This window comes from Bacillus sp. F56 (genome assembly GCF_001748205.1).
Classification (GTDB): domain Bacteria; phylum Bacillota; class Bacilli; order Bacillales; family Bacillaceae; genus Bacillus; species Bacillus stercoris.
Genome location: NZ_BDFC01000004.1, coordinates 60144 through 73279 on the forward strand (window position 1 = coordinate 60144; position 13136 = coordinate 73279).

The following is a 13136-nucleotide window of genomic DNA, read 5'->3' on the forward strand; positions in this document are numbered from 1 at the left end:
CAAAACGATCCAATCTGCTAACTGAAAAAAACAGGAAACAGACAATTTTTCTATTTTTTTTCTGTAGAAATGGTAGAATGGAGGTTGGAGATTTTTTAATGAGAGGACGGTGCTTAGCATGACAGACCTTCTGAATGATCGGCTTCCTCCGCAAAATATAGAAGCCGAACAAGCCGTGTTAGGCGCTATTTTTTTACAGCCGTCTGCTTTAACACTGGCTTCAGAAGTATTGATTCCAGATGATTTTTATAGAATGTCCCACCAAAAAATCTATAATGCGATGCTGGTGCTCGGTGACCGAGGTGAGCCGGTTGATCTGGTGACGGTAACTTCAGAGCTTGCGAACACAGACCTGCTGGAAGAAGTAGGCGGCATTTCATATCTGACAGATATCGCAAACTCGGTGCCGACAGCGGCTAACATAGAATATTACGCGAAAATCGTTGAGGAAAAATCGATTCTTCGCCGATTAATCAGAACCGCGACAACGATTGCTCAAGACGGGTATACCCGTGAAGACGAGGTCGAGGATTTACTCAGTGAAGCGGAAAAAACAATTATGGAAGTGGCACAGCGCAAAAATACGAGTGCCTTCCAAAACATTAAGGACGTCCTTGTCCAAACTTATGATAATATCGAACAGCTTCACAATCGAAAAGGTGATATCACAGGGATTCCAACAGGTTTTACGGAGCTTGACCGGATGACTGCGGGTTTCCAGCGCAACGACTTGATCATTGTGGCTGCCCGTCCGTCAGTGGGGAAAACAGCCTTTGCCCTGAACATCGCACAAAACGTGGCGACCAAGACCGATGAGAGCGTAGCGATTTTCAGTCTTGAGATGGGTGCAGAGCAGCTCGTTATGCGTATGCTCTGTGCCGAGGGAAATATCAATGCCCAGAATCTCCGGACAGGTAACCTGACTGAAGAGGATTGGGGCAAGCTGACGATGGCAATGGGAAGCCTGTCGAACAGCGGAATTTACATCGATGATACACCGGGGATTCGGGTAAGTGAAATCCGCGCCAAGTGCCGCCGCTTGAAGCAGGAAAGCGGGCTTGGCATGATTTTGATCGATTACCTGCAATTGATTCAGGGAAGCGGCCGTTCAAAGGACAACCGTCAGCAGGAAGTATCAGAAATTTCCCGTGAACTGAAGTCGATTGCCAGGGAGCTGCAAGTCCCTGTTATCGCGCTTTCTCAGCTTTCTCGGGGTGTTGAGCAGCGTCAGGATAAACGTCCGATGATGTCTGATATCCGGGAATCAGGAAGTATCGAGCAGGACGCGGATATTGTCGCGTTCCTTTATCGTGATGACTACTATGACAAAGAAACCGAGAATAAAAATATCATCGAAATCATTATCGCCAAACAGCGTAACGGCCCGGTAGGAACCGTGTCTCTTGCGTTCGTAAAAGAATACAACAAATTCGTCAACCTGGAACGGCGTTTTGATGACGCAGGCGTTCCGCCCGGCGCATAAGCCCCAAGAGCTGCTCTTGGGGTTTTTTTCATTCGAAAGGTGGAAGAAATACCGTCCGCTCAGCGTATGAAAAATTGAAAGCGTTTTAATAAAATGGTGCAAAAAGGAGATGGTATCAATATGGGAAACCGTTTTTCATCTTTTCACGCAGCACAAATCCGAATTGCGCGTCCTACAGGCCAGCTTGACGAGATTATCCGTTTTTACGAAGAGGGACTGGGCTTGAAACGAATAGGAGAATTTTCACGGCATAACGGGTATGACGGTGTCATGTTCGGCCTTCCTCATGCCGCTTATCATTTGGAATTCACCCAGTATGAAGGGGAAAGCACTGCCCCCGTTCCCCATCCCGACAGCCTCCTTGTTTTTTATGTGCCGAATGCAGATGAACTGGCAGCGATCACTTCAAAGCTAAAACACATGGGCTATCGAGAGGTTGAATCAGAGAACCCGTACTGGAGCAATGGGGGCGTGACGATAGAGGACCCGGACGGCTGGCGGGTCGTTTTTATGAATTCAAAAGGAATATCAGACAAATGATTCTTTTTCATGGTAAAGGATGAAAGTTTCACAAGCTTTTTAAGACAAAGCAGTGAGAAAACGCTTATAAAACGAATGAAAGCGAACGAATATAGATTTACAATAATTTAATGTTCGGATTTACAATTGACTTTCTGTTTCTTCACTGATAAACTTGATTTGTTTGAATAGAATCGTTTTGAAAGGTTAACGGAGGTGCACGGACATGTCTTCAGTAGTTGTAGTAGGTACGCAATGGGGCGATGAAGGAAAAGGTAAAATCACAGATTTCCTATCAGAAAATGCAGAAGTGATCGCCCGTTATCAAGGCGGAAATAACGCAGGGCATACAATCAAGTTTGACGGAATCACATACAAACTTCACTTAATCCCGTCTGGAATTTTTTATAAGGATAAAACGTGTGTCATCGGAAACGGAATGGTTGTAGATCCGAAAGCATTAGTCACAGAGCTTGCGTATCTTCATGAACGCAACGTCAGTACAGATAACCTGAGAATCAGCAACAGAGCTCACGTCATTCTGCCGTATCATTTGAAATTGGATGAAGTGGAAGAAGAGCGTAAAGGGGCTAACAAGATCGGTACTACAAAAAAAGGAATCGGCCCTGCTTACATGGATAAAGCAGCCCGCATCGGAATTCGCATCGCGGATCTGTTAGACCGTGACGCGTTTGCGGAAAAGCTTGAACGCAATCTCGAAGAAAAAAACCGTCTGCTTGAGAAAATGTACGAGACAGAAGGGTTTAAAATTGAGGATATCTTAGACGAATATTATGAGTACGGCCAGCAGATCAAACAATACGTTTGCGATACATCTGTTGTCTTAAACGATGCTCTTGATGAAGGGCGCCGTGTATTATTTGAAGGCGCACAAGGGGTTATGCTCGATATCGACCAAGGAACATACCCGTTTGTTACGTCATCTAACCCGGTTGCCGGCGGTGTCACGATCGGTTCTGGTGTCGGCCCGACGAAAATTCAGCACGTTGTCGGTGTATCAAAAGCATATACGACTCGTGTCGGAGACGGTCCTTTCCCGACTGAGCTGAAAGATGAAATCGGTGATCAAATCCGTGAAGTCGGACGCGAATATGGAACAACAACAGGCCGCCCGCGCCGTGTCGGCTGGTTTGACAGCGTCGTTGTCCGCCACGCCCGCCGTGTGAGCGGAATTACAGATCTTTCTCTGAACTCAATTGACGTCTTAACAGGAATTGAAACGTTGAAAATCTGTGTGGCGTACCGCTACAAAGGCGAAATCATTGAAGAATTCCCAGCAAGTCTTAAAGCACTTGCTGAATGTGAGCCGGTTTATGAAGAAATGCCAGGCTGGACTGAGGATATTACAGGTGCGAAGAGCTTGAGCGAGCTTCCGGAAAATGCGCGCCATTATCTTGAGCGTGTGTCTCAGCTGACAGGCATTCCGCTTTCTATTTTCTCTGTCGGTCCAGACCGTTCACAAACAAATGTCCTTCGCAGTGTATACCGTGCGAACTAAATAGAATATGCCTGCAAGCCCCTATATCTGGGGCTTGTTTTTTGTTTGAAAGCCGCATATAAGTTGGTCTGAGAAAAAAATATGAAAAAAAACCAAAAAAGTTATTGCCACTTCTATTTGTTCGTGATATTATAAATCTCGTTGTTACGGAAACTGCTTCAATAGAGTACGAGATAAGAACTAGATCTAAGTCGTTTGCTCTATAGAAATTCCGACATCTTTAAGAGCCATTAGCTCAGTTGGTAGAGCATCTGACTTTTAATCAGAGGGTCGAAGGTTCGAGTCCTTCATGGCTCACCATTTCGTGAAGGCCCGTTGGTCAAGCGGTTAAGACACCGCCCTTTCACGGCGGTAACACGGGTTCGAATCCCGTACGGGTCATTGATTTACTTTAGCGTTATTGCTAAATTCCTTATTTGTCTGTGAGAGCTGACACGACAGCTCTCCGGGCAATTACTGTAAGGTCCGGTAGTTCAGTTGGTTAGAATGCCTGCCTGTCACGCAGGAGGTCGCGGGTTCGAGTCCCGTCCGGACCGCCATTTTACTTTACTTAGTAGAGAAAAATAAAACATTTGGCTCGGTAGCTCAGTTGGTAGAGCAACGGACTGAAAATCCGTGTGTCGGCGGTTCGATTCCGTCCCGAGCCACTTACCAAACGCATCTGCAATCGTAGGTGCGTTTTTTCTTTTAGGAAAAAGGCAAACATGAGGAATGTTATAATAGAAGAAAAAGGGAGAACCGGCCCTGCGGCCGGTTCAAAGAAGAAGACGTCATTGATAAAGACGCACTCCGGTGAGGGGAGGTTTCAATAAAGTTATCTTTTTTAAAAAAAGTTGACCAGCATGACAAAAGATAAACAATGGGCGATAAAGGTGAAATGTGTGTTTTTTTTCTAAACCTTTATTTTTTTTATCTTTTGACCTTAAACCGTTATAATAGACAAGGACCCATTCTTTACATGGGCCTTAAGTGATGAAACGAATGTGATATAGATGAAATGAAGTCATTCGGCAGGAGGAAAATCAAAATGATGGATAAAAAGATCCTTGTAGTAGATGATGAAAAACCGATTGCAGATATATTGGAATTTAACTTAAGAAAAGAAGGCTATGAGGTGCACTGTGCCCACGACGGAAACGAAGCCGTTGAAATGGTAGAAGAGCTTCAGCCTGATTTAATTCTTTTAGATATTATGCTCCCTAATAAAGACGGCGTTGAAGTATGCCGTGAAGTCAGAAAGAAATACGATATGCCAATCATTATGCTGACGGCTAAGGATTCAGAAATTGACAAGGTTATCGGACTCGAAATCGGTGCTGATGACTATGTCACAAAACCATTCAGCACACGCGAGCTTCTGGCGCGTGTAAAAGCGAATCTGCGCCGCCAGCTGACAACAGCGCCTGCGGAGGAAGAGCCTTCCTCTAACGAGATTCATATCGGCTCTCTCGTCATCTTCCCTGACGCGTACGTTGTATCAAAACGAGATGAAACAATCGAATTGACTCATCGTGAGTTCGAATTGCTTCATTATTTAGCAAAACATATCGGACAAGTGATGACCCGTGAACACTTGCTTCAAACCGTTTGGGGCTATGATTACTTCGGCGATGTCAGAACGGTTGACGTAACAGTCCGCCGGCTTCGTGAAAAAATTGAGGACAACCCGAGCCATCCAAATTGGATCGTCACACGCCGCGGTGTAGGTTATTACTTGAGAAACCCAGAACAGGACTAATGCCCATATGAATAAGGTTGGTTTTTTTCGGTCGATCCAATTTAAGATTACCTTGATTTATGTGCTTTTGATCATCATTGCTATGCAAATCATTGGTGTGTATTTTGTCAATCAGGTAGAGAAGTCGCTGATCAGCTCTTATGAACAATCGCTGAATCAGCGAATCGACAACCTTTCTTATTATATCGAACAAGAATATAAGAGCGATAACGACAGCACTGTCATAAAGGATGACGTCAGCCGTATCCTGAGTGATTTCACGAAAAGTGATGAGGTTCGGGAAATTAGTTTTGTAGATAAAAGCTACGAAGTGGTCGGTTCTTCAAAGCCGTATGGTGAGGAAGTGGCAGGGAAACAAACGACCGATCTGATTTTTAAGAGGATTTTTTCCACCAAACAGTCGTATTTAAGAAAATATTATGACCCGAAAAGCAAAATCAGAGTTCTTATTTCCGCGAAGCCCGTCATGACTGAAAACCAAGAGGTTGTCGGCGCGATCTATGTTGTCGCGAGTATGGAAGATGTCTTTAATCAAATGAAGACAATCAACACGATACTAGCGTCCGGCACAGGTTTGGCACTCGTTTTGACGGCTCTTCTCGGTATTTTTCTGGCAAGAACCATTACCCACCCGCTTTCAGATATGCGAAAGCAGGCGATGGAGCTTGCGAAGGGGAATTTCTCGAGGAAGGTTAAAAAGTACGGGCATGATGAAATTGGTCAGCTCGCCACAACGTTTAACCACTTAACGAGAGAACTTGAAGATGCTCAGGCGATGACTGAAGGGGAACGAAGAAAGCTAGCCTCTGTTATTGCCTATATGACAGACGGCGTTATCGCCACAAACCGAAACGGAGCAATTATTCTCCTAAACAGTCCGGCGTTGGAGCTGTTGAACGTTTCACGTGAAACAGCTTTAGAAATGCCGATTACAAGCTTGCTGGGGCTTCAAGAGAATTATACTTTTGAAGATTTGGTGGAGCAGCAGGATTCTATGCTGCTTGAAATTGAGCGCGATGATCAATTAACGGTGCTTCGCGTGAATTTCTCTGTGATTCAAAGGGAACACGGCAAAATTGATGGTTTAATCGCTGTCATTTATGATGTAACCGAACAAGAGAAAATGGATCAGGAACGCAGAGAATTCGTTGCGAATGTATCACATGAGCTGCGGACGCCGCTCACGACAATGCGCAGCTATTTAGAAGCGTTAGCTGAAGGCGCGTGGGAAAATAAAGACATTGCTCCGCGCTTCTTGATGGTGACGCAAAATGAAACAGAGCGCATGATTCGGCTTGTCAATGATCTGCTTCAGCTGTCGAAATTTGACAGTAAGGATTATCAATTTAACCGGGAATGGATTCAGATTGTCCGGTTTATGTCGCTTATTATTGACCGTTTTGAAATGACAAAAGAGCAGCATGTGGAGTTTATCCGCAATCTGCCGGACAGAAATCTGTACGTCGAGATTGACCAGGATAAAATTACGCAGGTGCTCGATAATATTATTTCTAACGCATTAAAATACTCACCTGAAGGCGGACATGTCACGTTCTCGATTGATGTCAATGAAGAGGAAGAACTGCTCTATATCAGCGTGAAGGATGAAGGGATCGGCATTCCGAAAAAAGATGTCGAAAAAGTCTTTGACCGCTTCTACAGGGTGGATAAAGCGAGAACGAGAAAGCTTGGCGGCACCGGCCTGGGATTGGCGATTGCCAAGGAAATGGTACAGGCGCACGGCGGAGATATTTGGGCGGACAGCATAGAAGGAAAAGGCACGACGATTACATTTACTCTTCCATATAAAGAGGAACAAGAGGATGATTGGGATGAAGCGTGAAAATATAAAAACGATATTACTTACCGTACTCGTCGTCATCAGTCTTGTTTTCACATGGGGGATATGGACGTTCCAGCCAAACTTTTCTGAAGGCTCATCCTCAACAGAGTCTACTGTGCGTGAGAAACATAAAATCGAAAAAACGACCCAAAAGCTGTCTGAAACGGTAAGGCCGAGAGACATGTTTATCCATGATGACGGCGCTCATTACAAAGTGGATGACAATGCCCTCTATGAAGAAATCTGGTCTGACTTGCCGCATTGGGATGTAAAAGGAATTAAAGATATTTCGGATCAGTATGACAAGTCTGGATTCAAGAGCTGGTTTTATGGAATAGGCGGTTCTGAAGCCAAGCTTGATTTGCAATTCAGCGATACGATCCCGATTGATATTTTCCAAACGCTGTTTAAATGGTCTAATCAGTCGTTTGAATACAGTTCGTTTGATCATATTCTGATCCCATTCAATGAAACAAAAGCGAACAAGAAAATCTATTTGGTATCTTACAGCAAACAGCTCATTCTTGAAGTGACGGTTGAGTCGGCAAACTACCGGAACATTATGAACGACTTGAAAAACAGGCAATCAAATATGCCGGCGTTCAGTTTGTTCTCCATTGGCTCAAAGAAAGAGTTCTTGCTGCCAAACAAACCGCTTACGATGGACAAAAAAGAATTTGTCACTGAATCGATTAAAACAAATACCTTTAAGCAGGCTTTGTTTAGCGATCCGAGCATTGTAAGGGAAGATTCGAATTACAACAACAGAAATGTACTGACAGATGGGATCAGCCGTTTAGATGTGAATCTTAGCCAGCGCCAGGTGCAATTCCAGCAGCGCAATTTGGTGCAGAGCACATCCTATCAAACGGGAGAATTAATCAAAAAGAGCCAAAAATACCTTGAGGATACCGGAAGCTGGACGGATCACTATCAATTTTTCAGTATCAATGACAGCCAGCAGCTGAGCTTCTATATCTTTATGGATCAGCTCCCGGTCATTAACAGCACCACCAAACCTTTCGGAGCGACATCGGCGATTACGGTGCAATGGGCGAATGATGACATTCTCAGCTATAAGCGGCCGAATTACAGTCTCGGAACGAATCCGATTAAAACAAGTGAAACAGAGCTGATGAGCGGCAGCGAAGTGAAGATGCTGCTTTCGAGACAAACCGCTTATGATACGGACAAAATTGATCAGATCTTCCTTGCTTATCAATTGGTATCCACATCAACCAACGATGATCCTCTCGTTGAACTGGAACCGGTTTGGGCGATGAAAGTAAATGGAAAAATTGTGCCGATTACAAAGGACTTATTGAAAAAGGAGGAGGCTAACAGTGGAGTGGAATAAGACAAAATCAATCTTCATCGTTGCCTTCCTCATTTTAGATATTTTCTTAGGCTATCAGTTTTTTCAAAAATGGCAGGCTACCGGCAAGGAATATGAAGTCATTAAAAATGATGTCGAGCACGACATGAGGGCCGATCATATCACGTATGAAGGCTTGAATAAGGAAGCGACAGAAGGCTATCGGATCACAGCAAATCAAAAAGCCTTCACCAAGGAGGAAATTGAGGCGCTGAAGGATCAAAAGCCTTTGATGGACATGCCTAGTGATGATCATAAAGTAACGAGCCTGAAAATGAAGTTTGCAAATCCAATCGCCCTGTCAAAGAAGAATATCGAAGACGATGCGCAGGCACTTGTTTCTTCGAAGATTCAAGATGGCGAAAAATATAAGCTTTGGAAGGTTGATAAATCGAAGAAAGAAATTATTTTCTTCCAAACGTACGAAGGCCATTATATTTACCAAAAGACCGATAATCCCTCTAATATGATCGGGCAAGTGGTATTGCACTTAAACGGTAAAAACGAGGTTGTGTCGTACGACCAGACAACGCTTGAGACCTTCAAGCAAATCCAGAAAGAAAGCTTAATTACTGAAATGGATGCGGTCGAGCTGTTGTACTATCAAAATCAATTAAAAGAATACAGCACTGTGAAGAGCTGTAAATTCGGCTATGTAGCACAATATCCGCTGACAAGTACGCAGGTGCTGGCGCCGGTATGGAGAATTACAGTCGAGTACGATAAAAAAGTGAACGGCGAGAAAAAGACAGTACAAGAGTATTTTACTGTGAATGCTTTGGAGAGTACGATTTTAGATACAGATCAATGAAAATAATGGAGTGAGACAGACATGAGCTTGCAATTTAGCGTACTTGCGAGCGGGAGTACGGGAAATGCGTTTTACCTTGAAACAGAGGATCACGCATTTTTGGTGGACGCCGGTTTGAGCGGGAAAGCCATGGACGGGCTGATGGCGCAGATCGGGCGTAAGCTGGATGATGTAGACGGCATTTTTGTGACGCATGAGCATAGTGACCATATTAAGGGCCTTGGTGTGGTCGCCAGAAAGTACAAGCTTCCGATCTATGCGAATGAGAAGACTTGGAAAGCGATGGAGAATCAAATCGGGAAAATTGACACCGATCAAAAGTTTGTATTTCCGATGGAAACAGTGAAGTCGTTCGGCGGACTTGATGTTGAATCATTTGGCGTTTCCCACGATGCGGCCGAGCCGATGTTTTATGTATTCCATTATAACGGCCGAAAGCTCGCGTTAATGACAGATACGGGATATGTCAGCGACCGGATGAAAGGCATTATCCGTTCAGCGAATGTGTTTGTGTTTGAAAGCAATCATGATGTCGGCATGCTGCAAATGGGAAGATACCCGTGGAGCATCAAGCGACGGATTTTAAGTGACGTCGGGCACGTTTCAAATGAAGATGCTGCCCTGGCGATGACGGATGTCATTGGCGATGAGACGTCCCGTATTTACCTGGCGCACTTAAGCCAGGACAACAACATGAAGGAGCTGGCAAGGATGTCTGTGCAGCAGACATTGGCTTCTAAAGGATTTGTGACGGGTGAGACATTTGACTTATACGACACCGATCCGAAGAAGGCCACTCCGCTTTGCGCTGTATAATTTTTCTATGTAAATCATGACTATTCTAGGAGTTTCTAACCCACAATATAACCATATTAACGTTCTTGGAAAGGATGGAATATGGTGGATTACGAACGTGAGGAAGAACATACTACTCCTGAACAGCCAAAGAGAAGCAAAAAAGGATATTTTCTTTCAAGTCTGATTGGCGTGATTGTCGGTGCCGTATTAATGGCGTTTATCATGCCGTACCTTTCAAATGAAGGGCTAGATACAGGCGCTTTAGATCAGCAGCAGAACAACAACGGCCGGGAATCAATCAGGACGGTGAATGTCAGTGTCAACAATACGGTCACCAAGATTGTCAGCAATGTGTCGCCCGCCGTTGTCGGTGTTGTGAACATCCAAAAATCAGATATACGGGGAGAGAGCGGCGAGGCTGGGAGCGGATCTGGCGTCATCTATAAGAAAAATGACCATTCCGCTTATGTCGTGACCAACCATCATGTCATCGAAGGCGCTTCCCAAATTGAAATCAGCTTGAAAGACGGCTCACGTGTATCAGCTGATCTTGTCGGCAGCGACCAGCTGATGGACCTTGCCGTTTTACGGGTGAAAAGCGATAAGATTAAAGCAGTCGCCGATTTCGGAAATTCAGATAAAGTGAAGTCTGGGGAGCCGGTTATTGCGATCGGGAACCCGTTAGGCCTTGAGTTTGCTGGCTCTGTCACACAAGGCGTCATCTCGGGTACGGAGAGGGCGATCCCAGTGGATTCAAACGGTGACGGACAGCCTGACTGGAACGCAGAAGTCCTGCAAACAGATGCGGCCATTAACCCTGGGAACAGCGGCGGCGCTTTGTTAAATATGGATGGGAAGGTCATTGGCATCAATTCAATGAAAATTGCCGAGTCAGCTGTTGAAGGGATTGGCCTGTCCATTCCGTCTAAGCTCGTGATCCCTGTGATAGAGGATTTAGAGAGATACGGAAAGGTCAAACGCCCGTTCCTTGGCATTGAGATGAAATCCTTAAGCGATATCGCAAGCTATCATTGGGATGAAACATTAAAGCTTCCTAAGAACGTCACCAATGGAGCGGTTGTGATGGGCGTAGACGCCTTTTCACCTGCCGGAAAAGCAGGACTGAAGGAACTCGATGTCATCACGGAATTTGACGGATACAAAGTAAATGATATTGTTGATCTGCGAAAACGGCTTTATCAGAAAAAAGTCGGTGATCGGGTGAAGGTGAAGTTTTACCGCGGCGGAAAAGAAAAATCTGTTGACATCAAGCTGTCGTCCGCAGACCAATTAGGAAGTTAATCAAACAGTCTGGCATCGTTTGCCAGGCTGTTTTGATATGCAAAAAAACTGAACGGGGGTCACGCCCGTTCAGTTGAAAAGGATATATCGAATATGAAGAAAAATACAAGATGGATGTTACACGTGAAACAGCAGTAAATGGCTGTTAGCTGCAAATACTTCCGTTATCTGCATTGACTTTAATGGTTTGAACCGTGTGGTTGCTGGCTGTGATGGTGATGATGTACACATAGGTGCCATTTTCTTTCTTCAATGCTGAAGATGTGACGGTACCTTTACATTTGTTCAACGCAATGCTTTGTGCTTTTGCTTTTGTGATCGCGGCTTGTTTATTTTCAACGTGATGCTTGACGATTTTTCCGCTGCTGCGGTTAATGTTAAAGGTGTGAATTTTGCCATCCTCTCCAAACACTTTAATGACATAGACATAAACGCCATCTGCTTTCTTCATTTGTGCTGATTGAACTGCGCCTTTGCAGTTCTTTAAAGCGACAGTTTTTGCTTTAGAGAGCGTAATAGAAGCCTGCTGCTGGGTTTGAACTTTAGCAGTGTCCTCTTTATGCAGAACAGCCGCGTGTGCGGATGATAAAGAACTGATTGAAATGACCGCGCCTAAAGCAGTTGCAGAACATATTTTCATATTCATTTGTAGGTCCTCCTTAGAAAAAGAACTGAACGCGGGTCACACACGTTCAGTTTAAAAGAGTATTTAGAAAAAGGTAGACATGAACTTAGAACTTTGTGTAAAACAAGACTGGTGTTATACGTTGAATTTCAGTTATTTTACTGCTGGCAAGCAGTTATTTTATTTGCAAATGCTTCCGTTTTCAGCGTTCACTTTCACTGTATGTTCAGTGTGGTTTTGGGCAGTAATTTTGAACACGTAAACGAATGTGCCGTTCTCTTTCTTCAAATCAGTAGATTTCACTGTGCCTTTGCATTTATTTAGTGCAATTTGATGTGCTTTTGTTTTTGTAACGGCTGCGTTTTTCTTTTGCACTTCTTGTTTTACGATTTTACCGCTGTCACAGTTGACATGGATTGTATGAGTTTTTCCATCTTCGCCAAGCACTTTGACAACGTAGATGTATGCGCCGTTTTCTTTCTTCAGTTCAGAAGATTGAACTGCGCCTTTGCATTTGTTGAGTGCGATTTGATGCGCTTTTGTTTTAGAAAGATGTGCTTGTTTCTTTTGCTCGTGTTTTGCGACTTTGCCGTTTTCTCCATTGATATGGAGCGTGTGAAGGCTTCCGTCTTCACCCATTACTTTCACGACGTAAGCGTAAACACCGTTTTCTTGCTTCAGCTCAGAAGATTGAACCGCACCTTTACAGTTTTTCAAAGCGATCGATTGGGCTTTTGTTTTGCTGATATAGATTTGTTTCTTTTGAACATCATGTTTCACAACTTTGCCGCTGTTGCAGTTGACGTTCATCGTATGCTGTTTGCCGTCCTCACCGAGAACTTTCACAACATATACGTATGTGCCGTTCACTTTCTTCATTTGGGCCGTTTGAACAGTACCTTTGCATTTGTTCAAAGCAACCTGTTTTGCCTTTGCTATTGTGATGGAAGCCTGCTGCTTCGTCTCGACCTTCGTTGATGTATCATCCTTTTGAATGACCGCGGCGTGAGCAGAAGTGAAAGAACTGATTGAAATAATCGTTCCCAGTGCAGCTCCTGATAAAACTTTAGTGATATTCATGTGAGATTCCTCCTTTATTTCATTGTTGGCTGTACCAACTAAG

General features: G+C 44.2%; 11 protein-coding genes, 4 tRNA genes and 1 pseudogene. 14 read left to right on the forward strand and 2 right to left on the reverse strand.

Features of this window, described 5'->3' with window-relative positions; translation table 11 throughout:
• Positions 1–118: 118 nt before the first annotated feature.
• From dnaB to BFW96_RS21350, 14 genes and pseudogenes are all read left to right on the forward strand, one after another.
• Positions 119–1483, forward strand: coding sequence for a replicative DNA helicase (gene dnaB / locus BFW96_RS00435; protein ID WP_003226923.1), 1365 nt, complete (start codon positions 119–121; stop codon positions 1481–1483).
• Between the two features lie 120 nt (positions 1484–1603).
• Entirely contained in the window at positions 1604–2023 is a 420-nt protein-coding gene (locus BFW96_RS00440; protein ID WP_069838308.1) for a VOC family protein, read from the forward strand.
• Positions 2024–2228: 205 nt separating this feature from the next.
• Positions 2229–3521 (forward strand): adenylosuccinate synthase, encoded by a 1293-nt coding sequence (purA, locus tag BFW96_RS00445; RefSeq protein WP_014666093.1) that lies wholly within the window; start codon positions 2229–2231, stop codon positions 3519–3521.
• A gap of 224 nt (positions 3522–3745) precedes the next feature.
• Positions 3746–3821, forward strand: a tRNA-Lys gene (locus BFW96_RS00450).
• Between the two features lie 9 nt (positions 3822–3830).
• A tRNA-Glu gene (locus BFW96_RS00455) sits at positions 3831–3902 on the forward strand.
• Positions 3903–3983: 81 nt separating this feature from the next.
• Positions 3984–4060, forward strand: a tRNA-Asp gene (locus tag BFW96_RS00460).
• A 35-nt stretch (positions 4061–4095) separates the two neighbouring features.
• Positions 4096–4168 (forward strand) — tRNA-Phe (locus BFW96_RS00465).
• 383 nt (positions 4169–4551) lie between these two features.
• Entirely contained in the window at positions 4552–5259 is a 708-nt protein-coding gene (gene walR / locus BFW96_RS00470) for a cell wall metabolism DNA-binding response regulator WalR (RefSeq protein ID WP_003244363.1), read from the forward strand.
• Between the two features lie 7 nt (positions 5260–5266).
• Complete coding sequence (walK, locus tag BFW96_RS00475; protein ID WP_014666092.1) at positions 5267–7102, forward strand: cell wall metabolism sensor histidine kinase WalK; 1836 nt, start codon at positions 5267–5269, stop codon at positions 7100–7102.
• The gene (gene walH / locus BFW96_RS00480) at positions 7092–8459 is read left to right on the forward strand and encodes a WalRK two-component regulatory system regulator WalH (RefSeq protein WP_014666091.1); all 1368 of its coding nucleotides are present in this window, start codon (positions 7092–7094) and stop codon (positions 8457–8459) included. Before walK ends, walH begins: the two co-directional genes overlap by 11 nt.
• On the forward strand, positions 8446–9288 hold the full coding sequence (walI, locus tag BFW96_RS00485; RefSeq protein ID WP_014666090.1) for a WalRK two-component regulatory system regulator WalI: 843 nt from the start codon (positions 8446–8448) through the stop codon (positions 9286–9288). The genes walH and walI overlap by 14 nt, the downstream gene beginning before the upstream one ends.
• 21 nt (positions 9289–9309) lie before the next feature.
• Complete coding sequence (locus BFW96_RS00490; RefSeq protein ID WP_003226939.1) at positions 9310–10104, forward strand: MBL fold metallo-hydrolase; 795 nt, start codon at positions 9310–9312, stop codon at positions 10102–10104.
• 81 nt (positions 10105–10185) lie between these two features.
• Entirely contained in the window at positions 10186–11388 is a 1203-nt protein-coding gene (gene htrC, locus BFW96_RS00495; protein ID WP_015250812.1) for a serine protease HtrC, read from the forward strand.
• Positions 11389–11407: 19 nt separating this feature from the next.
• Positions 11408–11537, forward strand: a pseudogene (locus tag BFW96_RS21350) (hypothetical protein).
• Here BFW96_RS21350 and BFW96_RS00505 read toward each other — a convergent pair.
• Complete coding sequence (locus BFW96_RS00505) at positions 11534–12034, reverse strand: PepSY domain-containing protein (protein WP_069838309.1); 501 nt, start codon at positions 12032–12034, stop codon at positions 11534–11536. The pseudogene BFW96_RS21350 and the gene BFW96_RS00505 overlap by 4 nt on opposite strands.
• A 159-nt stretch (positions 12035–12193) precedes the next feature.
• Positions 12194–13093, reverse strand: a complete 900-nt coding sequence (locus tag BFW96_RS00510) for a PepSY domain-containing protein (RefSeq protein WP_069838310.1) — start codon at positions 13091–13093, stop codon at positions 12194–12196.
• Positions 13094–13136: the final 43 nt, after the last annotated feature.

Coding starts and splice junctions, on each gene's coding strand:
- dnaB (WP_003226923.1), top strand. CDS start 119: ATGACAGACCTTCTGAATGATCGGCTTCCTCCGCAAAATATAGAAGCC.
- BFW96_RS00440 (WP_069838308.1), top strand. CDS start 1,604: ATGGGAAACCGTTTTTCATCTTTTCACGCAGCACAAATCCGAATTGCG.
- purA (WP_014666093.1), top strand. CDS start 2,229: ATGTCTTCAGTAGTTGTAGTAGGTACGCAATGGGGCGATGAAGGAAAA.
- walR (WP_003244363.1), top strand. CDS start 4,552: ATGGATAAAAAGATCCTTGTAGTAGATGATGAAAAACCGATTGCAGAT.
- walK (WP_014666092.1), top strand. CDS start 5,267: ATGAATAAGGTTGGTTTTTTTCGGTCGATCCAATTTAAGATTACCTTG.
- walH (WP_014666091.1), top strand. CDS start 7,092: ATGAAGCGTGAAAATATAAAAACGATATTACTTACCGTACTCGTCGTC.
- BFW96_RS00490 (WP_003226939.1), top strand. CDS start 9,310: ATGAGCTTGCAATTTAGCGTACTTGCGAGCGGGAGTACGGGAAATGCG.
- htrC (WP_015250812.1), top strand. CDS start 10,186: ATGGTGGATTACGAACGTGAGGAAGAACATACTACTCCTGAACAGCCA.
- BFW96_RS00505 (WP_069838309.1), bottom strand. CDS start 12,034: ATGAATATGAAAATATGTTCTGCAACTGCTTTAGGCGCGGTCATTTCA.
- BFW96_RS00510 (WP_069838310.1), bottom strand. CDS start 13,093: ATGAATATCACTAAAGTTTTATCAGGAGCTGCACTGGGAACGATTATT.